Raw genomic sequence first — 23,004 nt, 5'->3', positions numbered from 1 at the left:
GAATTATCTTGAAATTTCATTGAAAAAATGAAATATCACTAAAGTAACGCTGAAATAATTTTTCCGGTTTCATTATACTGCTTGGTATTATTTTTTTCATATGACTTAGGGAGTCAAGCATGCCCCATTTTGATCAAAGTACGGAAAATGTCCGCGAAGCCTTTTCCCGCGCCTTTCCTTCCCCCAAGGATTTTCGGAATTTCAAGGAAAATGACTTGAAAGTTTCACCGGGCGCTCTGGCGAAAATCCTGGAGATCGCCGACTCACAGGGCTTCCTGGTTTCGGATTACCCGGACATTCCCATGAATAAGGAGGCTGCCTTTCAAAGATTTCTGGCTCGGGAGGGGGCGGAGAGGGATAGGAGGCAGGTTGAGCCCATACCCTCGGATCTTGGCTTTGCAGGGTTTCTTAGGATACTGTGGGACCATACCGGGGTGGGGTCCGCCTCCGCCCTGGTTGAGAGTCTCAATGAGGTTGCCAAAAGGCTCGGCATGGCGCCGGTTCAGGAGTCCATGGTCAGCCGGCTCAAGGCCCATTTCAGCCTCAATACCCCCAAAAAACGCAACTTCATCAGGCTGTTATGTTTTTGGATCGGGTTGCGGGCCGCCCAGGCCTTGCCTTGGGATTACAACACCTTTTCGGCCCTCCCCTTGGATGAAACCGCCCCTGCTCCGGTTCCTGAGACCGAAGGCGTCCGGCTGAGTTTGATTGCGTCGGACAAACGGATGATGGACTGGCTGCATAAGGAGTTGTTGGAGAGCCTGAAGTATCTCCGGTTTCACCATCTGGACCCTCGAAAAGCGGTGCGTTTTGAACGCATTATCTCCATGGACATCCCCAAATCGCCCGGGCCGTCCCGTGAGCCCAGGCTGTTCGGAAAAGCCGTCACCGAGGCCTTGTCCCTGTCCCACCAGGCCACAGTCCGGTGGCTGCTGTCGGATTATCACGAGCCGGATGTGCGTTTGGGCGTTCTGATATGCGCAGGAAATTTCGACGCGATGGAAACCAGCGTGAAACTGTTATCGGCGGCGTCCTCTTTCGTAGGGGCAGGCATACTGGTAAATGATTTCGGGAGGTTGTGCGCTCGTATGGCCGAGGTTAAGGTGGTTTTCAGCCAAGGGCCCATGGGCTTAAATCTTCAGGACGAGGCGGATCCTCTTTGGGAAGTAAAAGGTTTTTGGCCGTCTTTTTTTAAACTCGTCCCCCAGCTCCACGAGCCGGATGTGATTCCCGGGAAAAAGGAGCAATTTCAAGCCTTTCAAGAGGCCCTGTATACGGCGGATCATGCAAACGCCCCTTCCTTCCGCGTCCTGACCGCTATCAAAAGATACCCCCAGAACTCCTTTGTCATATTGGAAGTTTTCAAGGCCTTGTTTTTAAGGCGGATGTTTCAGGAAGCGAACGAGGTCCTTTCCACCCTGCTGGCTGTCGAACCGGCCAACATCATCGCCCGATCCATGCGCATCTCCTCCTGCTTTTTCCTTGGCATGAAACACGCTTCCAAAACAGCCGTGTCGGATTTATACTTTGACAGGGCTCTGCAGGAAGCCAGGTATGTCGAAGAGCATTGCTTTATAGACGACGAGGAGTTTTACGGCAAGGTGGGGAGGATACACCTGGCCAGGGCCTTGCGGGATCTGTCTTCTTTGTGGGAGGGAAAAGGCCGGGAGCGGGTCTGCCTGGAAGATGTGCTCGACTCTCTTAAAAAATGCCTGGCCTGCTATGAAAAGGGCGTTGTGGCCTCCCCCACGGGCAAAGGCGCTCAATCCATCTTTTGGATGATTCATGTGAAGTCTTTGTTGGAGATTGTGGAGAAAAATCCGGCGCCTCCTCCCGACGGCGTTTTGATGGACGAACAAGGGATTTACCTGCAGAACGCATGGGATCTATTTGTTTTTCATGGCTGGGTGGATCCGGAGGACGGACGATTTCTCATGCACCGCGTTCAGCCATTGGTGGCGTCCTATGGAACTGCATCTCAATTAGCGTCAATCACGCCGTATTCATTATATTCCGTGGCCGCATTTTTGCATGACATGGCGCCGGTCCTTTCGGTGGGCGGCGTCAAACTAGCCCTGGCCTATATCAACGAGGCGGAAAAGGCCGCCGTCCGGGTCCCCCGGTTCGTGGGACTGTACTCCATTGGAGGTTGCTTATGTCTTATTCAATCGCTGGAGGAGTTTTTAGAGTGTTGCGGCGCATCCCGGCAGGCTATCCGGAAGAAGTATAAGGACTATTTGGAAGGAGATCGGGATGACCAAGTGATTTCCTGGAAGGATCGCATGGGGCTTCGGCTGTGCTTGATTAATTTAAACCGGCAGCCGGGGTCGGACGCCCTGTTTTGGGAAGAGGACGAGGAGGAGGAATAAGGAATTCAGCCGTTGAGGATTTTTACGGCATTGGGTGGAATGGCCACTTGCACCTTATCCCCGATGCCGGGCGCCATGGCCTTGTACTCTTTCTCCGGCATGATGACCGAAATCAGGGCGCCTGCGTCCACCACGATGCGTATCCCGTTTTTTTCCCGGCTGATCTGATGGACGCGCCCTGAAAGCCCGTCTCCCTGCCCTGGGGCGCTGGAATGGTTGATTTTCAGGGCGGAAGGGTCCAAAGACACCCGGACTTGCCCCTCAATGCCTTCGGGCAAGGGGAGCCTTGTGCCGTCTCCGGAGGCGAACCAGACCTCCCCGGCTTCCGTCCTGGCTGCATTGCCCGAAAGAATGTTTTCCAGCACGGAGTCTACCGGCTTGCCTCCATCCAGATACACCGTCTCGTGGGCCAGGTTTCTGGCCCAGACCGCGTCATGACTGGTGAAGATGACCGTGATGCCCCTCTCTTTATTGATTTGCCTGAGCAGACTGACAATGATCGCCTGATTTTGGGAGTCCACGCTGGCCAAGGGCTCATCGCATAATATCACCCTGGGCGACAGGGCGAGCGCCCTGGCTATGGCGATCCGTTGCGTCTCCCCGCCGGACAGCTTGTGAGCCCGCGCCTGCTCAAAATGGTCCAAGCCCACCAGCTTCAGGTTTTCCCGGATGATTTTCCTGCGCTCCTCCTTGCCGACCTTGCGCAGCTTAAGCCCGAACTCCATATTTTTATATACCGTCTGGGAAAACATGATGGGGTGTTGGTTCATCAACACCACTTCCCGGCGCAGGGGATGCATATGGGATTCCGTAAAACGCACTTCCCGGGAGTCATAGGCCAGGGAGCCGCTGGCGGGCCGGCTTAAAAAGGCGAGGATGGACAGCAGGGTGGTCTTGCCGGCGCCATTGGGGCCCAGCAGGGCGGTGATTTTGCCCTTGGGAATATCCAGGGATTCCACGTCCAGGACAGTCCTGCCTCCGAAAATTTTGGTCATTCCCCTGATGGAGTAAATCATCAAGCCCGCACCCGCGACTGAAAAAGATTAAGGGCGAAATTCAACCCAAAAGCTATGGTTAAAAGCACCAGCCCCAAGGCCACGGCCAGGATGAACTCCCCTTTGTCGTACTCCAGGGCCATGGCGGTGGTCATGGTGCGGGTGAAGCCTTTGATGTTTCCGCCGAGCATCATGGACACGCCCACTTCGGCGATCACCCGGCCGAACGCCGCCGTGATCGCCGCCATGATTCCGTACCTGGCCTCCATGGCGACAACCATGGCCGTCTGAAACCGGTTGGCCCCCAGGGTCATGGCGGTTTGGCTGTAGCGTTTATCCACTTTTTTAACAGCGGTGATGGTAAAGGCGGCTACGACCGGAATAATGAGGATGGACTGCCCGATAATCATGGCCTGCTGGCTGTATAAAAGGTCCAGCGGGCCGAGAATTCCCCGGCGGGAAATAAAAGCGTAGACGAACAGGCCCACAACCACCGTGGGCAAGGCGAGCAAGGTGTGAAGGATTGTGGTGACCATGCCTTGCCCTCGAAATCGGCCGAAGGCGACCCAAAAGCCCAGCGGGACTCCCGTAACAGCCGCGATAAGCGTGGAAAAGCCGGAAACCGTCAAAGAAACCTTGACGATTTTCAATAATTCCTCATCGGCGCTGGCCAGCAGCAGCAAGGCCGACCAAAAGCTGTCAATCAGTAAGTCCACGGTTATCCAAAGTTCTTTAGGGTCAGAAAGCAGTCCTTTTGAGTTGGTAACATACTAAGGCGGATGAATCGAGATTAAAACAGGGAAAGGCCGGAAAGCATTCCGGGCCTTTCCCTTATTAAAATCTTCTATTTGGCGTCTCCAATGAACAGAGGACGTCCCACCAGGCGGTAGTCGTTGATGAGCTTCTGTCCACGGGCGGAAACCAGCCATTCGGCGAATTGCTTGGCCAGGTCGTATTTAACATGGGGGAACTTTTCGGGGTTGATGGGAATGACCCCGTAGGGGTTGAAAAGCAAAGGATCCCCTTCGCAAAGCACTTCCAGGTTCAGGCCCTGGTCCCTTCCGAATTTGTACTTGAGATACGTGCCCCTGTCGCTGATGACGTATCCGGCCTTTTCTTCCGCAAAAGTAAGGGCTTTGCCCATGCCCTGGCCAATGGAGTTGTACCAGTCGCCATTGGGCTGCACGGCGGTTACGGAAACCTCCTTGCCTTTTTTGACAATGGTCTGGGTTTTTTCTTCAAGCTGCAAACCCGTGGCCTGCCACAGCGCCTGCTCCTTGGTATGCGTTCCGGAATCGTCGCCGCGGGACACGAACAAGGCTTTCGCCAGGGCGATCTTTTTCAAGGCGTCGGCGGCGCTGGCGTCGCCTTTGATCCCGGCGGGGTCGGAGGCGGGGCCCAAAATCACGAAATCGTTGTGCATGACGGCGTAGCGCTTGGTCCCGTAACCTTCAGCAACAAAGGCTTCTTCGCGGGATTTGGCGTGCACGAAGATAACGTCCACGTTGCCGTCCATTCCGTCGCGGATGGCTGCGCCCGTTCCCTTGGCGATCACTTTCACCTGAATGCCCGTGTCCTTTTCCAACGCAGGAAGCAGGATGTCCAGCAGCCCGGAGGCCTGGGTGCTGGTGGTTGTGGACATTTTGATGACCTTGTCGCCGGCGAAAGCTGACGGCGCCAGGCAAAGGCAAAGCAAGGCGATCACAAACAGAGTGGCAATGCGTTTCATTTGATAAGTCTCCCTTTCTTTATGAAAATGACGATAACCCCAGGTACTGGAGCCGAACGATAATAGGTATTTGTATCTTTTTGTTAATATTTTTATCAAGAAGTTTTTTTAATTACCTTAAGGGGGTAAAAATAACAAGAATTAACTTATATGGAGTGTAAATGCCGCCTTTTGCAGGCCTTCTTAGGAAAAACACTTCATTTAAGGGCTGCGAATGAGACCCTGCCTCAGAAAAAGCATCCGGGAAGCCGGCAAAAGGACGAGAGAGCGCCGACATTTCTTTTTTTTGTGCTGAGACCTGGGAAAATTTGATACATGATACAATTATGTGCTTTTAAATAATGTTATGATATTGCATAATTGCCTGAATTTCATGGAGGATGCGTAAGCTCCCTTGACTCGTATGACAGCGTGTTATAGTTCAATAGCCGTATTCAAATTTAAACCGACTCCCCGCCCCATTCAGGGTTTTGTTGCGGCATTTTTGAGAGCGTTCATGACCTTTTTGTCGTCCTTGCACATATTATCCATGGCGTTTGGTTTGGTTTTGGCCGTGCATGTCACCGGCAAGGACTTTCGTTCCTGGACGGGGCGGTGGTGCTCCATACTCATCGTATGCTTCAGCATCTGGAACGGAGGGATGGCGTTCAAGCATCACCCTCTTTCCACCGCGGAGCTTCAACCGATTTTATCCAGCGTCAACGCCATTGGATGGATATTCGCCCCAGGGGCGGGTCTGTGTTTTGTTTTGGCCTTTACCGGGCGGGAGTGGATTTTTCGGACCAAATGGTTTTGGGCGATATTCGTAGCGTTGCCCGGGATGCTGCTCTATCAGCAGTTTACCGGGAACATTGTGGTCAGGCACGAGCTGCAGCCTTTTGGGTGGTACGGAGTGTTCGGCGACACGCTTTGGGCGTATTTGTTTTTGTTGTACGAAATGGTGTGCATTGCGAGCCTATTGGTTATAAGCTGCCAATACGCCAAAAGGCCTCATTCGGGGCCCCGCAAGACCCAGGCCCGGATTGTTTTTATCTCATTGCTGCTTTCCGCCATTCCAATCACCATCAATACGACGCTAAGCATTGTTTTTGGCGCCACTTCCGTTCCCGAGCTGGAAAGCATATTCATGCTTATTTTTTGCTGCGGCATTGTTTACGCCATGTCCCGGTACCGTTTTCTGGATCTGACCCCGTCTCTGGCCGCCGAGAGCATTGTTTCCAACATGCCCAGCGGATTGATGCTTTTGGATCAGGACGGCGTACTGGCCATCGCCAATGAGCAGGCCATGGATATGCTTGGAATGCGCCAAGGAGAGATGGTGGGGCGGCATATCAGCCAATTTTTGCATGAAGACCAGATGGTGGAAGGCCTCCGGAACGATATCGTCCATGGAAGCAATTTCAGAAACCGGGAGATCAATTTACGAACCAGAGGGGGAGACTCCCTGCCTGTCAGCATGTCGCGGTCCGTTATTAAAGATGACAACGGCGATGTAACGGGCATCGTCTGCCTGGCTACGGACCTCACCTACGCCAAGGAAAAAGAGATGCTGCTCCGGGAGAGCGAGGAAAAATATCGCGACCTGGTGGAGAACATCAATGAAGTGGTCTACTCTCTGGATGAAAAAGGGAGCCTTACTTACATCAATCCCAGGATCAGAACCTTGATGGGATATCATCCCGAGGAGTTATTGGGGAGAGACTTCAATCGGCTCGTTCATCCGGCTGATCTGGAAGAAGTGGCCAAGCGTTTTCGGGATGTTCTGGCCGGATACGCTTGGTCCCATGAATTTCGGGTGTTGGACAAAACCGGAGAGGTCCGCTGGGTGTATTCCTCCAACCGGCCGGCTCGAAAAAATGACGTGATCATGGGCGTCCAGGGGACGCTCATGGACGTGACGGGGCGCCGCAAGAGCGAAGAGGAGAAGCTCCGGCTGGAAACCGATCTGCGCCGGTCTCAAAAAATGGAGGCCGTCGGGACCCTGGCCGGAGGCATAGCTCACAATTTCAATAATATCCTCTATCCCATCATGGGATACGCGGAAATGGCCCTGGAAGACGTGCCGGAGGACAGCCCGGTGCGAGAGGAGTTGGAGGGCATTCTCACAGCCACCCATCGGGCCAAGGAGCTGGTTAAGCAGATTCTGGCCTTTTCCCACGTGGCCAAAGAGTCTTTGCATCCCCAGGACCCGCGCCCCATAATGGATGACGTCATTACTTTCATCAAAGGGGTTCTGCCTTCCACAATTCGGATAGAAACCCACCTGGAAGACAACGCCGGCTTTGTTATTGGAGACAGGGCCCAACTGCACCAGATGGTGCTTAACCTGTGCACCAACGCCTATCAGGCCATGGCTTCCAGGGGAGGGGTTTTGGAGTTGCGGCTGGAACGGTTTCAGCCTTCACCCCGGGAGGTGATTCCAGGGCTTCCCCCCGACTCAGGACCGTACATGCGATTCAGCGTGATCGACACCGGGGAGGGAATGCCCCAGGAAGTGATGGATCGGATTTTCGACCCCTATTTCACCACAAAGCCGGTGGGGGAGGGCACGGGAATGGGCCTGGCCGTCACGCACGCCATGGTGGAGAAGCACGGAGGCGTCATTCAGGTTTTCAGCCAGCCGGGAAAAGGCGCCCGGTTCGACATACTATTGCCGGCCGCCCCGGCCTCCCGTCAGGAAGTCAAGGCTCCTGAATCCCATGAAAAGGTTTTGGGAAACGGAGAACGCATTTTGCTGGTGGATGATGAATCCGCGGTGAGAAAGGTCACGAGAAGGGCTCTGGAGCGCCTTGGCTATGATGTCATGGAAGCGCCGGACGGCTTGACCGCCTGGGGGGTTTTTCAGCAGGACCCCAACGGCGTGGATCTCATCCTTACAGATCTCACCATGCCCGGCCTGACCGGGGAAGTGCTGGCCCAACGCATTCGTAAGGAGCGTCAAGACATGCCGATTATCCTGATTTCCGGTTACAGCGAGTCGGACGGCGACGGCGGCGAGGATGCGGATCAGTCATCCTCGTGGGTGCGCATGATGAAGCCTTTGGAGCAAAATCAGCTGGCCCGGATTGTTCGCCAGAGCCTGGACCGCACCCGGAGCGTATAGCCGCCTGGGCTTTCTACGCCGCTTTTTGCAGGGATCTTTTGACCTCAGCAGCCAATTCGTTCATGGATATGGGCTTCCGGAGATAAGTGACCCCGCCCAGGTCCAACTCCCTCAGCTTTTGCACCTTTTCAGAAAAACCCGTACAAATGATGATGGGAATGTCGGGTCTGACAGCCCTGGCTTTCTGGGCCAATAAATCGCCCGAAAGAGTGGGCATGGCCATATCGGTTATTATCACATCGAAATCGTCGGGAGATTCCAGAAATCTTTTAATCGCCTCCCGGCTGTCCGTAAACGAAGTGACCTGATATCCGAATTTCTCCAACATCAGGGTGTTCATTTCAATAATCTGGGGCTCGTCATCCACCACGAGCACTCTCTCCGTCCCCCCTTCCGGAAGCCCGGGCGCGGGCTCCGGCTCCGGGAGGGCCTGATCCGAGGCCGGAAAAAGAATGGAGATCCGGGTTCCTTGATTGGGGGCGGTATCCACTTCAATGGCGCCGGAGCAGGAGCGGACAATCCCATGCACCACCGATAAGCCCAAACCCGTTCCTTTGCCTAATCCCTTGGTGGTGAAATAAGGATCGAAGATGCGATCCGCCGTTTCCTTGCTCATGCCGGTTCCCGTATCCGCAACTTCCAGCCGAATGTATGAGCCGGCTTCCAGATTAAGGTTCCGGGCGGCGTCATCATCATTCAGCTCCACGGATTTCACGCTGATATCAAGCATCCCGCCTTCCTCCTCCATGGCGTGGGCGGCGTTGGTGCACAGGTTGATCAAGACCTGATGAAGCTGAGTGGCGTCCGCCAGGATTATCCCCTCGTTTTCCAGGCCGGTGCAGCGAATTTTAATATTGGCGGCCAAGGTTGCCTGCAAGAGGCCCACTGACTCGTTTACGATGGATGACAAGAGCACGGGCTGCTTGGATAAGGGCGTATTTCGCGAGAAGCTCAGAAGGCGCCTGACCAGATTGCGCGCCCGCATGCCGGCCGATTTGATTTCGTTTAGCTTGGCGTAAGTGGGGCTCCACGTCGGCGCATCCACGGCGGCCAATTCGGCGTTGCCTATCATAATGCTGAGAATATTGTTGAAATCGTGGGCGATTCCTCCCGCCAAAGTGCCTATGGCCTCCATTTTCTGAGACTGCATCTGGTCCTCCTCCAGTTGCAGGCGCAGAGAAATATCTGAAAATGCGCTGAAGACCGCCTCTATTTCCCCATTTTTCCCATAAACAGGCGAGGCGCTCACTTCCAAAGGAACCTGGCGCCGGTCCCGGCCAATGGCCATGATGCGCTCATTTTCCACGGTCTCTCCGGCAAAGGCCCTTTGCGCCGGCAGCATGGAAAAGGAGATGGGAGTGCTTGATGCAATATCCCGAAACTCCAATTCAAAACAGTCCTCAAGAGCAAATTCATCCTCCCCGTCGCCCAGGCAACAAAGTGCGTCTTTGATTTTCTGGGACTCCTGATTCTCAATGAGCAGCTGTGTCCGGCCGTCCACCTTCTTAAGAATTTCAATGGCCATTGGTGCCTGTTCAAGGGTTTCATGCAGGATGCTCAAAGAGGTGTGCAGATCGCGCTCCGTGGCCTCTCTTAAGGCGATTTCACAACCCAGCCGCCTGTTCCAAGCCAGGATCAAGCCAATAATCAAAATCAGGGATGCGCCGATGCCCGCCCCCCATATCAGAATGTCCTGCAGCCGAATCCCGTGCTCATAACGCAAGGATAACCATTTTCCCTTGATTTCGTTTTTTTGCTCCTTGGGCATGGCCGCCAGCGCCTTGTTCAGGATGGATTGGAGTTCGGGCCAATCGTTTCGCACGGCGAAATGCAGGCTGTACGCTTCATAGGCCGTGGGGGCCGCCACCTTGAGGTTGGAAAGCCCGTACCTATCTATATTGTACACCGAAGTCGCCAGGTTTTCGATGGTGGCGTCGGCCTTGCCTTCGCTCACCATGCGAAGCGAGTCCAAAGGGGTGGCGGCCGGAATCCATTCGTACGAAACGCCCGCCTTCGCCAGCCAGTCCCTCCAGGCGATGTTTTTCACACCGGACAACTTTTTGCCGTTCAGATCATGGATGCCGCCGATAAAACCGGTGTCCGGAGTCGCAATGATGAGCATGGGGAAGGACATAAATGGATCGGTAAAGCTCCAAAAGGCCTTTCTTGGCTCAGAGACTGCAGCGCAGGGTATCCAGTCCACCTCACGGTTTTTCGCCATTTCCAAAACCTGGGGCCATGGAATGTCCGGGATAACCTCAACCTCCACCCCCAGCGTCCCGGCCACGGCCCGCATGATGTCCGCCGTTACGCCTTTGGGCTCCGGGGCGTCCTCGTAAAAATAAAAGGGAGGAAAATTCCGGGGTCCGGCCACGCGGATTTTACGGTGCCGGGCGAGCCAGTCTTTTTCAGCCTGGGTTAATGACAACGCTTCCGGGTATGCAGGCTGGTCAACATCTGCGTGTCCCGCATTGCTGAACAGAAAGATGTTAAAAAGATATAACAGGATAATGCCAATAAAAAAGATGGTGTATTGCCATCTAAAAGCATGTTTCATATAGAAAATGATCCTTAAATTACAGCTACTTAATAAGTCGCGCCTATCGGAGGATTCTATGGACGCAGTTGTCCTTATCGGAACAATTTTCAAAAATATTGAATATAAAATTATTGGCCCAAACGGGCGCCATAGAGAATATATGGACTGAACGCTATTCACATAAGGCGCGCATACAACGCAGCCTACATGCTTTTTCGGCTTGGGTCAAAAAAAAACGCAACCCCCACAGGGAGAATACCGCCTGGCAATAAAAAGCCCTGAAAGCGCTATGTAAAGCGTCTTCAGGGCTTGTGTTTTATAGATCAATGGTCGGAAGGCGGCACGTCCCGCAGATGCGTCTCTTTAGAAGGGGATGTCGTCATCGTCCATACCGCCCTGGTCGTAGGAAGGTCCGGGCATATCATCCTGGTAGCCTCCGTCCGCAGGGCCGTTGTTTTGATATCCGTTGTTTTGGGGGGCGGGCCTTTGGGCCGGCCTGGGCTGATAATTGGAAGGGCCTTGTCCTTCCCCGCGTCCTCCGAGCATGACCATATTATTGGCGATAATCTCGGTGGTCCATCTTTTGTTGCCCTCCTTGTCGGTCCACTCCTTGGTCTGGAGGCGCCCTTCAAAATAAACCTGCTTGCCTTTTGTGAGGTATTGGCCGCAGATCTCCGCCAGTTTATCAAAGACCACGACCCGGTGCCACTCGGTCCTGTCTTCGCCTTTGAACCTTTCGGTGGTCGCCAGGTTGATATTTGCAATGGCCAGGCCGCTGGCGGTGTAACGGATTTCAGGGTCTCTGCCTAAGTTGCCGATAAGCATTACTTTATTCAATCCCGCCATTCAACGTCTCCCTTTTTGCTTGAAGTTCATTCGGATGATTTATTAAGGCATGAAAGTATCGGTTGCCGGGGCGTGTGTCAAGCACTTCCCGAAAAAGGCGCCTTCAATGATTAATAGTTGAAAAATCAGGCATCATGCCCTATTATTTATGGTATGGGATACGTGTTCGAAATTCAAGACGCCGCCAGTTACGACGACTGGCTTTTCGACCCTTCCAGAAGGGCCGCAGCGCAATTGGAAATGCGTCTCATGACCCGTATGCTCGGTAAGGGGCAGGGGCGCAGGCTGCTGGATATCGGGTGCGGAACAGGTTGGTCTTTGGAGCTTTTTTTGCGCCAGGGGTTTAATTGCACCGGCCTGGACCCCTCCATACCCATGCTGGAAAAAGCCAGGGAGCGTCTGGGGAACCGGGTGGATCTCCATCCCGGCTTGGGGGAGAGCCTGGACTTTGACGACAACAGCTTTGACGTCGCCTCCCTGGTCACCACCCTGGAGTTCGTGGAAGATCCCAAAGCATGCCTGGAAGAGGCCTGCCGGGTAGCCAAAGATCAGTTGTTTGTGGGGTTTCTCAACCGCTACGCCATCAAAGGCCTGCAGCGCAGGCTTAAAGGCCTTTTTTCCGCAACGGTTTACAACAAAGCCCAGTTCTTTTCGGTCTGGGAAATGAAGTCCCTGATCCGCTCCGTGGCGGGGGACGCGCCGATCCGGTGGAGAACCACCTGCCAATTGCCCGGAGTCTACGGCCAGAGATCCTTGCAACTGGAGCAGTCCCCCATCGTACAGCGAGCGCCCACAGGGGCTTTTTGCGGCATGATAGTCGTACTCAATCCCAAATTCAGGACAAGGCCCCTCCCTCTGAGGGTCGAGCCTTCCCGCAAGGAAAAACTTCTGGCCTGCTATCGAGATTACCCGGGGGTTTGCAATCATGAAGGCATATCTTTTCCAACCCATGGAGAACTCCAGGGTTAAGTGCAACCTTTGCCGCCATCAGTGCATTATTCCAGAAGGCAAAAGAGGAATTTGCGGAGTCCGGGAGAACCGGGACGGGGAGTTGTATACCCTGGTTTACGCCCAGGCCATTGCCGCCAGCGACGATCCCATTGAAAAAAAGCCCTTGTTCCACGTGCTTCCCGGGTCGCGGTCTTTTTCCATTGCCACCGTAGGGTGCAACTTTAAATGCCGGTTTTGCCAGAACCATAACATCGCCCAAATGCCCCGGGACCATAACGGGAAAATCATGGGACGGCCTTTCCCGCCGGACCAGGTGGTGGCCCAGGCAAAAAAAACCGGCTGCCAAACCATTGCCTACACCTACACGGAGCCCACGATTTATTTTGAGTACGCCTACGATACGGCCAAGCTCGCCAGGCAGGAGGGCATCCGCAACGTATTTGTGACCAACGGATACGAGTCCCCCGAGGCGGTGGAGATGATCGCCCCGTACCTGGACGCCGCCAATGTGGATTTAAAGGCTTTCTCCCCTGAGTTTTACAAAGAAATGTGCGGGGCGAAGCTGGAAAACGTTCTGGACTCCCTGAAATGCATGAACGAGGCCGGAATTTTTCTGGAAGTAACCACCCTGGTTATCCCCGGCCTCAATGACGATCCGGACCAACTGCGCCGGCTCGCCGGATTCATTTCTGAATCGCTGGGGCCGCAGACTCCCTGGCATGTCAGCCGGTTTCATCCCATGTACGAACTGACGGACAGGAACTCCACGCCGCCTTCCACGCTGTTTGAGGCTTTTGAAATCGGCCGCAAGGCCGGGCTGCACTACGTGTATACCGGGAACATCCCAGGTCAGGGCGGAGAAAGCACTTTTTGCCATCATTGCGGGCAATTGTTGATTGACCGGATGGGGTACGTCATTCAAAGGAACGAACTTGTGGACGGAGCATGCCCCAATTGCCAAACTCCGGCCCATGGGATATGGAAGTAAATTGATTAAAGAGGAATTGTCACTTTCCACCGGGAAAAAACGACTATAAACTTGGAGGGAGTTTATCTTCTGTTCGTTTTCTTACCGGAAAGGTCTTGCCTAATCATGCGCCTTGGATTCCAATTGAAAGCTGTTTGCATCAGTGCGTCTATATTTTTCTTTTTGCTTATCGGGTCGGGGGGGGCTGCGCCGCATATTTTTCGCGTCGACGCCTCGGGAGACAGGACTTCCCAGGAGGTCGGCCAGGACCTTGGCGCCCAAATTCTGGAGCAGGAGCCCGACTTTCCGGTTCTGGTGGACAGCCTGTTGGCCGGAAGCCTGGAGGTCCTGGTGGGCCTGTACAACGGCTATTACAGCCTGAACCTGAACGCCCAGGGCCTTTTTGACGACCTCATGAACTCCAAGGCCAGCGGCGATCATATCCCGGAACTTGTCGCGGATATGCAGTCCGGCTCAAAGGTTGACCAACGATACCAGGAGGAGATGCAGGGCCTGGCCTCCCAGTTGGATTTGACGGCGGATGACGTTTTAGGCGACGGGGCGTTGTCTGCAAACGAGTTCATTCTATATCAGTTTCTTTACGACGCGCTTCAACCGGTGTCTTGCTCGGGATTCGGGGTTTACGGAGATTATTCGGACACAGGCAATCCCATAATTGGAAGAAATCTGGATTTGCCCTATGTCACTACAGACACCCTTAAGCTGCAAGCCGTCACCATTTACCAGGGCGATTCCTATTCCTTCGTCAATATCGGCTATATGGGTATGGCCGGGACGATCACCGGTTTACGAAGCGACGGTCTTTTCGGCGCCGTTATCGGTTCCAGCCTGTCCGGCGTCCCCTTTCTGGAAACCGGCCGCAGGTCCATTCTTTTCGACCTTCGCTACGCCCTGGAAAACCTGGACGAAATCGGAGCCCAGGGGGGGGACGAAGGCATCCACGGCTACACCAAGGATCATAAGTACCATTTTAGCCATAGCCTGCTCCTCGCCGATTCCAATAAGGTCATGATCCAGGAGCATCCTTGCGGCAAGACCGTGAATAATGAGGAATCCCTTCCCGGCAGACTTCGGGGATGGGAGGCCGACTTGTATCCCACCACGGTTTCCTGGGGAGGCCGGAGAAACATGGTCGCCGTCACAAGCCGATTCGTCCTGCCCCCCGGCCTGCCTTATCCCTGCGAGCTCTGTCCTTCCGGCTGCTTCTCGGGCGCTTTGGATGTCGCCGACATAGCCGAATATGGTTACTATTCCATGGATCACGCCTGCGACTACATAAATGAAACCTGTTACGCCTATGACGCGGATCAACCGGACGACTGCACCTTGGCCGAGCCGCAAACCAATTGCTGGGAGTATTGCAACCGCGAGTCCGATTACGCCGGGGATTACTGGCCCGGGACTTATAATGAAGGCTTCTATAGCGAAGATTTTGACCGCAACGGATACTATCCGATTATGGAAGAGGAATTGGGGTTCAGCACGGCCGAAAAATGGGAGCGGTTTGTGGCGTTGGCCAAATTCCTGCCTAACACCCAGGCTCACCCGGGAAGGGCCGCCGCTGTCGCCGATATAGCGGCCATGATGACCGACCAGGAAAATGAAACCGACCCGATTTTGGCCGAGGGCACTGGGTTGGTCATTGCCGTCGCCACGGTGGAGTCCATGGTGATTCAACCCGTGGAGGGGCGCCTTTACCTGTATACTCCCCCCATCTATAACGCCCATGCGGACAAACCCTATTTGGAGGAAATCGGCTTGTACAATCCTTTAAAGGGGGATATCAACGCCTCCGGCCTGTTGGACCTGGACGACGCCGTCCTCTGCCTCCAGGCCCTGGCCGGGTACGATGTTCAAAATTTTGAGAACAACGGCGTTAACGGTGAACTGGACATGGAAACCGCCCTGTACATCCTGCAAAAAAAGGCGGAGACCAGGTACTAACGCCTTTTACGTCCAAGGATTACAAACGCCTCCTCTCAACGAATGGATTCTTCCATGCCGCCGCGTCCCGGAAAATATTATTGGGAGCCCGGTATGCCTTAGTTGTATGCCAGGCGCATCTTTTCATCATTCAATGTCGGCTGGATAATAGCCTGCCATTCATCGCTGTTCCATGTTTCCAGCTTTTCATGCATTTGCAAATATTTTTCCGGTATGGGATGGGTGCCGTATACAACCTCCAGGCCATACTTGGCTTCAATATAGTCATGAAAATAAACGATATGTGGACAAGGCGGATACCCGACAACCAAGCCGGTGGCCAGATGAATTACATCTGCTCCGTTTGCCTTCATTTCGTCCACCGCATATTCGATGTTGCCCCCGGGACACCCGTCGCAACTGCTGTATCCGACGACTTCCACTTCCATGCCTTTGTATTTGCTGAAGGCGCCTTCGCGATTTTTAAGAGATCTGAAACATTTTCCCCCGGCGCATCTGCGATAGCGGTCGCAAATAAGTATTCCAATTTTTTTTGTTTCTTTCATAAGGTCTCCTTTACATTGATATACGGAAAAACTATTGGGACAGTTTCCGTATATTTTCAAATCCAAGAGAATGTGTCCAGAGTTTTGACGAGTCTGTGGGCAAAAATCGGGTGGACGTTTGAGGCGGCGAGCCTTGTCAAACGCCGCGTTCCTCCATGGACGGCAAAACGGCAGGGACTTCCTCGTCCCGCATTCCCTTGGCGTCCGCTTCTCTAAAAAAACACCTTTTCCCTTTGGACCAAAAGGCGGTTGACCGTCTTTTGGATGTGGTCCCGGACCTGGGCGGTGATGCGGCTGACCAGCAAGGGCTCCTCCGAGGGTCTGTATTTCATGTCCGGAATTGGGATGGGCTTTCCAAAGTCGATGAACCATTTGCTGGGCAAGGGCAGGGCGCCTAAAGGCCCCAGCCACGGCCAGGTAAAGGTGATGGGCGCCCAGGGAAGCCCCAGCATTTTCGCCAGGGGCTTGACGTCGTACAGCATGGGATAGATTTCTTCGGCCCCCACGATGGAAACCGGGATGATGGGCGATTGGGTCTTGAGCGCCACCTTGACGAATCCGCCCCGGCCAAAACGCTGCATCTGGTATCTTTTGGCGAAAGGCTTGCCCAGGCCCTTGCCGCCTTCGGGAAAAACCAGGGTGAGGCAGTCGCTTTCCAGGAGCTTTTCCGCATTTTCCGGCATGGCCTGCACGCCGCCCAGCCGGGAGACCAGATAATTGGCCCACGGCCAGTTGCTCAGCATGTCCACGTGAAGGGTTTTGGGCAGCCTGGGGTTGGGATGCTCACGCATGATGGCCGCCATAACCATGGCGCCGTCAAAAGGCACCGCGCCGCCGTGATTGGCGGCCAGCAAAGCTCTTCCCTGATCCGGGATGTTCTCAATGCCCGACGCCGTAACCCGGAAGTAGCGGCTGTAGAAAAAATCCAGGATGGGCCAGAAGGATTGACGAATCCCTTCGTCCATGCCCCATTCGTCTACGTGATAATCCCCCTCCAACCGCTTTTTCGCGGCCCGCGCCAGGGAGTTTACGCCCAGCGCCCTTTTCAGCGATTTATTCATCAAGGCCTCGCAGGATTGTCCATGCTGATTTTACGGCGCGTTTTCGGCGGCGGCCTAATGGCCGCTCGTGGCGGACTATTGCAAATTGGCGGACTTGGACAGAAAATGCTCCCTATAATACTCCCACTCCCAGTCGTCCATCTCCCATTCGCAATAAATGGCCGTCCCCTTGTAATTGGCCGGAAGCCGCTCTGATGACAGCAGCCCCGCATGAATGCCGGACAGCGCCGTTTTGATGTTTTCCACCCGGGGGCTATGGTACAACACCCCGGTGTCGTCGTAAACCGGAATTCCCAATAGCACGTCCGAATCCTCGGCCCATGACAGGATTTCCCGGGTCCAGCCGGCCATAAGGTGTTCGTAGATTTTGGGCATGGGCGCGGCCGAATCGTAGGTCATGACGGCCATTTGATCCACCGGTTTTGAGATCGCCCGGTAATACTCCTCGCTCCAGTGTAAGGAGATGACCGGCTGCAGCCAGGTGGTGGGCGGGTAGGCTGCTATGGACAAAACCTTTCCCGGCGGCATGCGTTTTTTCAGGGTTTCAAGCAGCAGGACAAAGTCCCGATTGCCCGAAGGCATGGGCTCGATGTTGACGTGCAGTCCGGCCAGCCGGGGATGTTCTTTCAGCAGGGCGATTGCCGACCGGCAAAAAGCGTCCCGCCACTCCGGGGATTCCAAAAAGCAATGGGTGTCCAGAATTCCGCCGATCCAGGGCATAACGCGAATGCCTTGAAAATGGTCCAGCAGCAGTTCCGTCTGGGCTTCGTCCACGGGAGGGATCGTCCCGTCGGGTTCGGTGGGGCAGAGATGGGGGTATACGTCCCTAATATGATATTTTTGCAGTTTTACGGCAAGTTCCTGGATGCGTTCCGGATCGCGATACAGGGCGGCCTTTTTCCTGTATTTGGAAAACCAGCCGTCGTCGCCTATCCAGCCGTGGCTCAGCCACATGCCGTTGGCGCCAAGGTCGTGAATCCCCCGAACCTCGCGGGCGCCCGGGGTCCAAAGGGTATACGCGGCCGTGGCCAGGCCGGCTAAGGCCAGGCACGTAATCAGAATGCGGGAAAGTACCCTTAACATGAAACTGCAACCACCTCGCTCTATGCGTCTTCCGGAGAATTTCCGCCGGTTATCGGCCTGTTATCGGCCGTACACGTCATCCAGACGGACTATATCGTCTTCACCCAGGTAGGCGCCGGACTGGACCTCGATCAATTCCAGGGGGATTTTTCCCGGATTTTCCAGCCGATGCACCACGCCCAAGGGAATATACGTAGACTGGTCTTCATGAAGGGTGATTTCCTCGCCGTCACGGCTGGCGATGGCCGTGCCGCTCACCACCACCCAATGTTCGGCGCGATGAAAATGCTTCTGGAGCGAAAGCTTGGCGCCGGGCTTGACCGTAATCAATTTGACCTGAAAGCGGTTGGAAACCTCAATGCTTTCGTACGATCCCCAGGGGCGGTACACCTTTCTGTGGCTGACCGCTTCCTCCCGCTGCCGTTTTCTCAGCTCCTCCACAATGTGCTTGACGTTCTGCACCTTGTCCCGGTTGGCCACCAGGATGGCGTCCGCCGTCTCCACCACCACCAGATCCGAAACGCCCACGGCCGCCAGCATACGCTTTGTGGCGTGCAGATAGGAGTTGGTTACGTCCACCGTGGTGACGTCGCCCACCAGCACGTTGCTGTTTTCGTCCTTTTCTCCGGTCTGCCACAAGGATTCCCAGGAACCCAGGTCGTCCCATCCGATTTCCAAGGGCAGGACCACGCCCTGAGACGTCTTTTCCATGACCGCATAGTCAATGGAAATGGACGGCGACTGGCCGAAGGCCTTGGCGTCCAGACGGAAAAAGTCCAGGTCCTCCCGGCCTTCCTCCACGGCCTGCTTGCAGGCCTGGACAATTTCAGGCGCATGCTTTTTCAGTTCCTCCAGCACCACCGAGGCCTTGAACATGAACATGCCCGAATTCCAGAGATAATCGCCGGAGGCCAGATATTGCTCCGCCGTGGGCAGGTCCGGCTTTTCCACGAATTTATCCAGGATGAACGCGCCTTCGGCGAAAGACTCGCCTTTGCGGATGTAACCGTATCCGGTTTCCGGAGCGTGAGGGACTACGCCGAAGGTGATCAGGCGGCCTTGTTCGGCCAGAGCCTCTCCGGTCTTGGCGGATTTTAAAAAGCCTTCTGCGTCCTGAATGTGGTGATCCGCCGGCAGCACAAAAAGCACCGGGTCCTCGCCCAGGGCCAAAGCCTTTATGGCCGCGGCCGCTACGGCCGGCGCCGTGTTTTTTCCCACAGGCTCCAGGACGATGGAAAAAGGATCGATTTCCATTTGCAGGAATTGCTCCGCCACGAAAAAACGGTGCTTTTCATTGCAAACCACCAGGGGCGAGGCAGCCCCCTCCAATCCCTGAAGACGCAAAGCCGTCCTTTGCAGCAGGGAATTATCCCCGGAAAGGGCAAGCAATTGCTTGGGATATTGATATCGGGACAAGGGCCACAACCGGGTGCCGGACCCTCCCGCCAAAATTACCGGTAATATCATGATGTGCTCCGTAAAGATCCAAAAAGGCCGAGACAACGCAATGTAGCACGGAGAGCAAAGTCTATCAAGCATTGGGAATGCAATCCGATCCTTATTGAATCGGTTCGGCGTTCAACAATCGGACGAATTTTCCCATGGGGGCTTTGCATTACGCAGGAAATGCCAGGGCGTCCTTATTTGTATACAGGCAAACGGTTGGGGGGGATGTCCTTAAGCCTGGGTCCGGCCTGGTCTTTTTCCGACAGGATGGGATCGGACAAGGGCCATTCAACGCCTACGTCCGGGTCGGACCATAAGAGCGTCCCTTCGTCTCCGGGGGCGTAAAGGGCGTCGCATTTGTAGCAGACCCGGGCTTCCTTGCTGAGCACGCAAAACCCGTGGGCGAACCCGGCCGGGATGAACATCTGCCTGTGGCTTTCATCGTCCAGGACTGCGCCCGTCCATTGGCCGAAGGAAGGCGAGCCCTTGCGGACGTCCACGGCCACGTCAAAGATTCGTCCCTGGACGGCCTGGACCAGTTTGGTCTGGACGTGTTTTATCTGATAATGAAGGCCGCGCAGCACGTTTTCGCCGGAAAGGGATAGGTTGTCCTGGACGAACTTCACGTCCAGGCCGTGGGCTGCAAAGCGGTCGCTGTGATAGGTCTCCATAAAAAGGCCCCGGTGGTCGGAAAAGACCGAGGGTTCTACGATCAAAACTCCGGGAAGGGATGTTTCCTGTATTTTCATAAAGCCTGTTTTCAGTATTTTTCCTGGGCCAGCATGTCGAGCAGATATTGGCCGTAGCCGCTGGAAAGCAGCGGGGCGGCCAGTTTCTCCACCTGCTCCCCGTTGATAAAGCCCATGCGATAGGCGATTTCCTCCACGCAGGAGATTTTCAGCCCCTGGCGTTCCTGGATGATGCGCACGTAATTGGACGCCTGCTGCAGGGTGTCGTGAGTTCCGGTGTCCAGCCAGGCCATGCCCCGGCCCATGACTTTCACCTTTAATTCGCCTTTGTCCAGATACAGCCGGTTCAGGTCCGTGATTTCCAACTCCCCCCGGGGGGAGGGCTTCAGGCGCCGGGTCAGCTCCACAACCCGGTTGTCATAAAAATACAGCCCTGGAATGGCGTACTGACTTTTGGGCTTCTCCGGCTTTTCCTCGATGTTGACGGCCATGCCCTGGGCGTTGAACTCCACCACGCCGTATTCCTCCGGGTTTTTCACCGGATAGGCGAAGATGATTCCGCCCTTTTCCAACTCCACCGACTCCCGCAGCAAAGGCGTCAGGGTCTGGCCGTAAAACAGGTTGTCTCCCAATATCAGGCAGACGGAACCGTCTCCAATAAAGGATTCTCCCAAAAGAAAGGCCTGGGCCAAGCCTTCGGGCCGGTCCTGCACCGTGTAAGTCAGGGACAGGCCAAGCCTGCCGCCGCCGCCCAACAGCTTTTTGAACAAGGGCAGATCCTGGGGCGTGGAAATAATGAGGATCTCCCTGATTCCCGCCAGCATAAGCACCGAAAGGGGATAGTACACCATGGGCTTGTCGTAAACCGGCAGCAACTGCTTGGACACCACCTGGGTGAGCGGGTAAAGCCGGGCGCCGGTCCCTCCGGCAAGGATAATCCCCTTCATGAACGGTTCTCTCCAAAATTCCGCGGGTTGACTGAATAAACTGGGGCTGAAATCCAGTATTTGACTATTATCACAGAGAATCCCCGCCTGCAAGACTGGCGAGGGAAAAGAAAAGCCCGCTTGGTTTTACAACTTTTAGGGGACGTCTCTCAAAAACTCAGAACTTTTAGGGGACGTCTCTCAAAAACTCAGTAACTTATAATATTGCAACTTTTAGGGGACGTCTCTCAAAAACTCAGTAACTTATAATATTGTCATATATTTTCAGGTGTGTTACAGTAGGATAATGCCAAGGTCTTCCCGAATAGACGCCCCAGGCGTTTTGCATCATGTGATGATCCGGGGAATCGAGCGTAAGCCGATTTTTTTCGATGATCAGGATCGCAACGCCTTGGAGGAGCGGTTAAGCGACGTTCTCCCGGAGACAGGTGCAGCCTGCTACGCCTGGGTTTTCATGGAAAACCACGCCCATTTCCTGCTGCGCAGCCCTGTCGCCGGGATTTCTCATGTGATGCAACGGCTAATGACCAGTTTTGCCATGTATATCAACCGGCGTTATGGCCGTCATGGGCCGTTGTTCCAAAACCGATTTAAATCGGTAATTTGTCAGGAAGACGCCTATTTCAAAGAACTGGTGCGGTATATTCACTTGAATCCCGTACGGGCCGGTTTGATGCAGAAGTTGTCCGAGCTGGCGTTGCACCCATATTGCGGCCATGGCAATCTAATGGGGAAAAACCGGCATCCTTGGCAGGATGTTGATTATGTTTTAAGCGGCTTTGGAAAGAGCGTCCGTGAGGCGCGAAAGAACTACCAAGCCTTTGTGGAAGCAGGGATATCCATGGGCAGGAGGGAGGACCTGACAGGCGGAGGCCTCATTCGAAGCATGGGAGGTTGGGAGGCAGTCAAGCAGGCTTTCCCGTCTAAAGAACACCGCCAGAAGAGCGATCAGAGGATTCTGGGGGACGGGGATTTCGTCCAGGCAGTTCTGGCGCAAGCCAAGGAGCATCTTTCCAGGAAGTATGTGCTGCAATCTAAGGGCCTTGACAAAGGGGCGATTCTCCTCAGAGTTGCGTCTCTTTATGGAATTTCGCCTGATTCCGTGCTTTCAGGGACCCGAAGAAAGCCCATTCCCGACGCAAGGGCAGTCTATTGCTATTGGACCGTTAAAGAACTGGGAGTCGCCCAAATTCAAATGGCCCGCGACTTGTCCATGAGGTCAAGCACCATTGCCTACGCAGTGCAGCGCGGAGAGAAGATCGTCAAAGAGAACAGGTGGGATATTATGGATGGCTGATGTCAGTTATTGAGTTTTTGAGAGACGTCCCCAAGAACGTCTGGGTTTCACGGACATGTAGGTCCAGTGGATCATATTCCTGGAAAAAAGTAGTATTACGCAGGAGGTAATATGAATCATGACTTACTGATAGAAAAATGAAATATTGCTGCTGAAGATCTTGGCTTCGAAATTATCGCCAAGTATTCTCTGAAACTAAAAAGTGGTCATAGAGTTAGTGCGGACTTATTGGTGAAAAATTTTGGAGGAGTGAATGGGATGCTGATTTTTACCAAGTCACAGGAAATTTTGCCTATTTGGGAGGATGTTGCTGATGAAGGATATGGATTTTCCATAATGCGGGAACCAAAAGAAATTGATTATGATCGCAATATAATGATTGAAGTTCTAAGTGATTGGGGATGGAGCGGAATGCCAGAAAAAAAACCTGAATGGCTTCTATGAATTTCAGTGAGATTTAGGCAAATGGTTC

At 54.2% G+C, this 23,004-nt stretch carries 18 protein-coding genes; 7 read left to right on the top strand and 11 right to left on the bottom strand.

The features are described 5' to 3' along the window. Positions 1-119 precede the first annotated feature (119 nt). The gene (locus tag G491_RS0101020; protein WP_028313258.1) at positions 120-2,369 is read left to right on the top strand and encodes a hypothetical protein; all 2,250 of its coding nucleotides are present in this window, start codon (positions 120-122) and stop codon (positions 2,367-2,369) included. A gap of 5 nt (positions 2,370-2,374) precedes the next feature. On the opposite strand, the gene G491_RS33170 is transcribed toward G491_RS0101020, so the two are convergent. From G491_RS33170 to G491_RS0101005, 3 genes are all read right to left on the bottom strand, one after another. Then, positions 2,375-3,385: an ABC transporter ATP-binding protein gene (locus G491_RS33170; RefSeq protein WP_051326941.1), complete on the bottom strand. Its 1,011-nt coding sequence runs from the start codon at positions 3,383-3,385 to the stop codon at positions 2,375-2,377. Continuing rightward, the gene (locus G491_RS0101010; RefSeq protein WP_012610636.1) at positions 3,385-4,080 is read right to left on the bottom strand and encodes an ABC transporter permease; all 696 of its coding nucleotides are present in this window, start codon (positions 4,078-4,080) and stop codon (positions 3,385-3,387) included. The genes G491_RS33170 and G491_RS0101010 overlap by 1 nt, the downstream gene beginning before the upstream one ends. Before the next feature lie 128 nt (positions 4,081-4,208). Continuing rightward, on the bottom strand, positions 4,209-5,093 hold the full coding sequence (locus G491_RS0101005) for an ABC transporter substrate-binding protein (protein ID WP_012610635.1): 885 nt from the start codon (positions 5,091-5,093) through the stop codon (positions 4,209-4,211). Positions 5,094-5,589: 496 nt separating this feature from the next. Between G491_RS0101005 and G491_RS33165 the strand changes: the two genes are divergently transcribed. Further along, positions 5,590-8,196, top strand: a complete 2,607-nt coding sequence (locus G491_RS33165; RefSeq protein ID WP_169829372.1) for a PAS domain S-box protein — start codon at positions 5,590-5,592, stop codon at positions 8,194-8,196. Between the two features lie 13 nt (positions 8,197-8,209). On the opposite strand, the gene G491_RS33160 is transcribed toward G491_RS33165, so the two are convergent. Both G491_RS33160 and G491_RS0100980 read right to left on the bottom strand, forming a co-directional pair. Further along, positions 8,210-10,753: a response regulator gene (locus tag G491_RS33160; RefSeq protein ID WP_051326940.1), complete on the bottom strand. Its 2,544-nt coding sequence runs from the start codon at positions 10,751-10,753 to the stop codon at positions 8,210-8,212. 345 nt (positions 10,754-11,098) lie between these two features. Further along, complete coding sequence (locus tag G491_RS0100980; protein ID WP_012610632.1) at positions 11,099-11,581, bottom strand: single-stranded DNA-binding protein; 483 nt, start codon at positions 11,579-11,581, stop codon at positions 11,099-11,101. 162 nt (positions 11,582-11,743) lie between these two features. Between G491_RS0100980 and G491_RS28915 the strand changes: the two genes are divergently transcribed. From G491_RS28915 to G491_RS0100965, 3 genes are all read left to right on the top strand, one after another. Next, positions 11,744-12,550, top strand: a complete 807-nt coding sequence (locus G491_RS28915) for a class I SAM-dependent methyltransferase (RefSeq protein ID WP_168161166.1) — start codon at positions 11,744-11,746, stop codon at positions 12,548-12,550. Then, positions 12,507-13,520: an AmmeMemoRadiSam system radical SAM enzyme gene (amrS, locus tag G491_RS0100970; RefSeq protein WP_028313256.1), complete on the top strand. Its 1,014-nt coding sequence runs from the start codon at positions 12,507-12,509 to the stop codon at positions 13,518-13,520. The genes G491_RS28915 and amrS overlap by 44 nt, the downstream gene beginning before the upstream one ends. A 123-nt stretch (positions 13,521-13,643) precedes the next feature. Next, positions 13,644-15,464 (top strand): C45 family peptidase, encoded by a 1,821-nt coding sequence (locus G491_RS0100965; RefSeq protein ID WP_169829371.1) that lies wholly within the window; start codon positions 13,644-13,646, stop codon positions 15,462-15,464. Positions 15,465-15,562: 98 nt separating this feature from the next. On the opposite strand, the gene G491_RS0100960 is transcribed toward G491_RS0100965, so the two are convergent. The 6 genes from G491_RS0100960 to rfbA all read right to left on the bottom strand — a co-directional run bounded on the left by G491_RS0100960 (position 15,563) and on the right by rfbA (position 21,235). After that, positions 15,563-16,075: a CGGC domain-containing protein gene (locus tag G491_RS0100960; RefSeq protein WP_248635289.1), complete on the bottom strand. Its 513-nt coding sequence runs from the start codon at positions 16,073-16,075 to the stop codon at positions 15,563-15,565. A gap of 146 nt (positions 16,076-16,221) precedes the next feature. Next, on the bottom strand, positions 16,222-17,070 hold the full coding sequence (locus tag G491_RS0100955) for a lysophospholipid acyltransferase family protein (protein ID WP_028313254.1): 849 nt from the start codon (positions 17,068-17,070) through the stop codon (positions 16,222-16,224). 75 nt (positions 17,071-17,145) lie between these two features. Further along, positions 17,146-18,153 carry a glycosyl hydrolase family 18 protein gene (locus G491_RS0100950; RefSeq protein ID WP_028313253.1) on the bottom strand — a complete coding sequence of 336 codons (1,008 nt, stop codon included), beginning with the start codon at positions 18,151-18,153 and terminating at the stop codon, positions 17,146-17,148. 60 nt (positions 18,154-18,213) lie between these two features. Continuing rightward, positions 18,214-19,620 carry a mannose-1-phosphate guanylyltransferase/mannose-6-phosphate isomerase gene (locus G491_RS0100945; RefSeq protein WP_028313252.1) on the bottom strand — a complete coding sequence of 469 codons (1,407 nt, stop codon included), beginning with the start codon at positions 19,618-19,620 and terminating at the stop codon, positions 18,214-18,216. Between the two features lie 173 nt (positions 19,621-19,793). After that, complete coding sequence (gene rfbC / locus G491_RS0100940) at positions 19,794-20,348, bottom strand: dTDP-4-dehydrorhamnose 3,5-epimerase (RefSeq protein WP_028313251.1); 555 nt, start codon at positions 20,346-20,348, stop codon at positions 19,794-19,796. Positions 20,349-20,359: 11 nt separating this feature from the next. Then, entirely contained in the window at positions 20,360-21,235 is an 876-nt protein-coding gene (gene rfbA / locus G491_RS0100935; protein ID WP_028313250.1) for a glucose-1-phosphate thymidylyltransferase RfbA, read from the bottom strand. Positions 21,236-21,521: 286 nt separating this feature from the next. On the opposite strand from rfbA, the gene G491_RS0100930 reads away from it, so the two are divergent. Next, positions 21,522-22,532 (top strand): transposase, encoded by a 1,011-nt coding sequence (locus G491_RS0100930; RefSeq protein WP_028313249.1) that lies wholly within the window; start codon positions 21,522-21,524, stop codon positions 22,530-22,532. A 258-nt stretch (positions 22,533-22,790) separates the two neighbouring features. Continuing rightward, positions 22,791-22,976: a hypothetical protein gene (locus G491_RS33155; protein WP_051326939.1), complete on the top strand. Its 186-nt coding sequence runs from the start codon at positions 22,791-22,793 to the stop codon at positions 22,974-22,976. Positions 22,977-23,004: the final 28 nt, after the last annotated feature.

The organism is Desulfatibacillum aliphaticivorans DSM 15576 (assembly GCF_000429905.1).
GTDB classification, from domain to species: Bacteria; Desulfobacterota; Desulfobacteria; order Desulfobacterales; family Desulfatibacillaceae; genus Desulfatibacillum; species Desulfatibacillum aliphaticivorans.
Note: the sequence above shows the minus strand (reverse complement) of the source record. Positions and strands in the feature narration are given on the sequence as shown.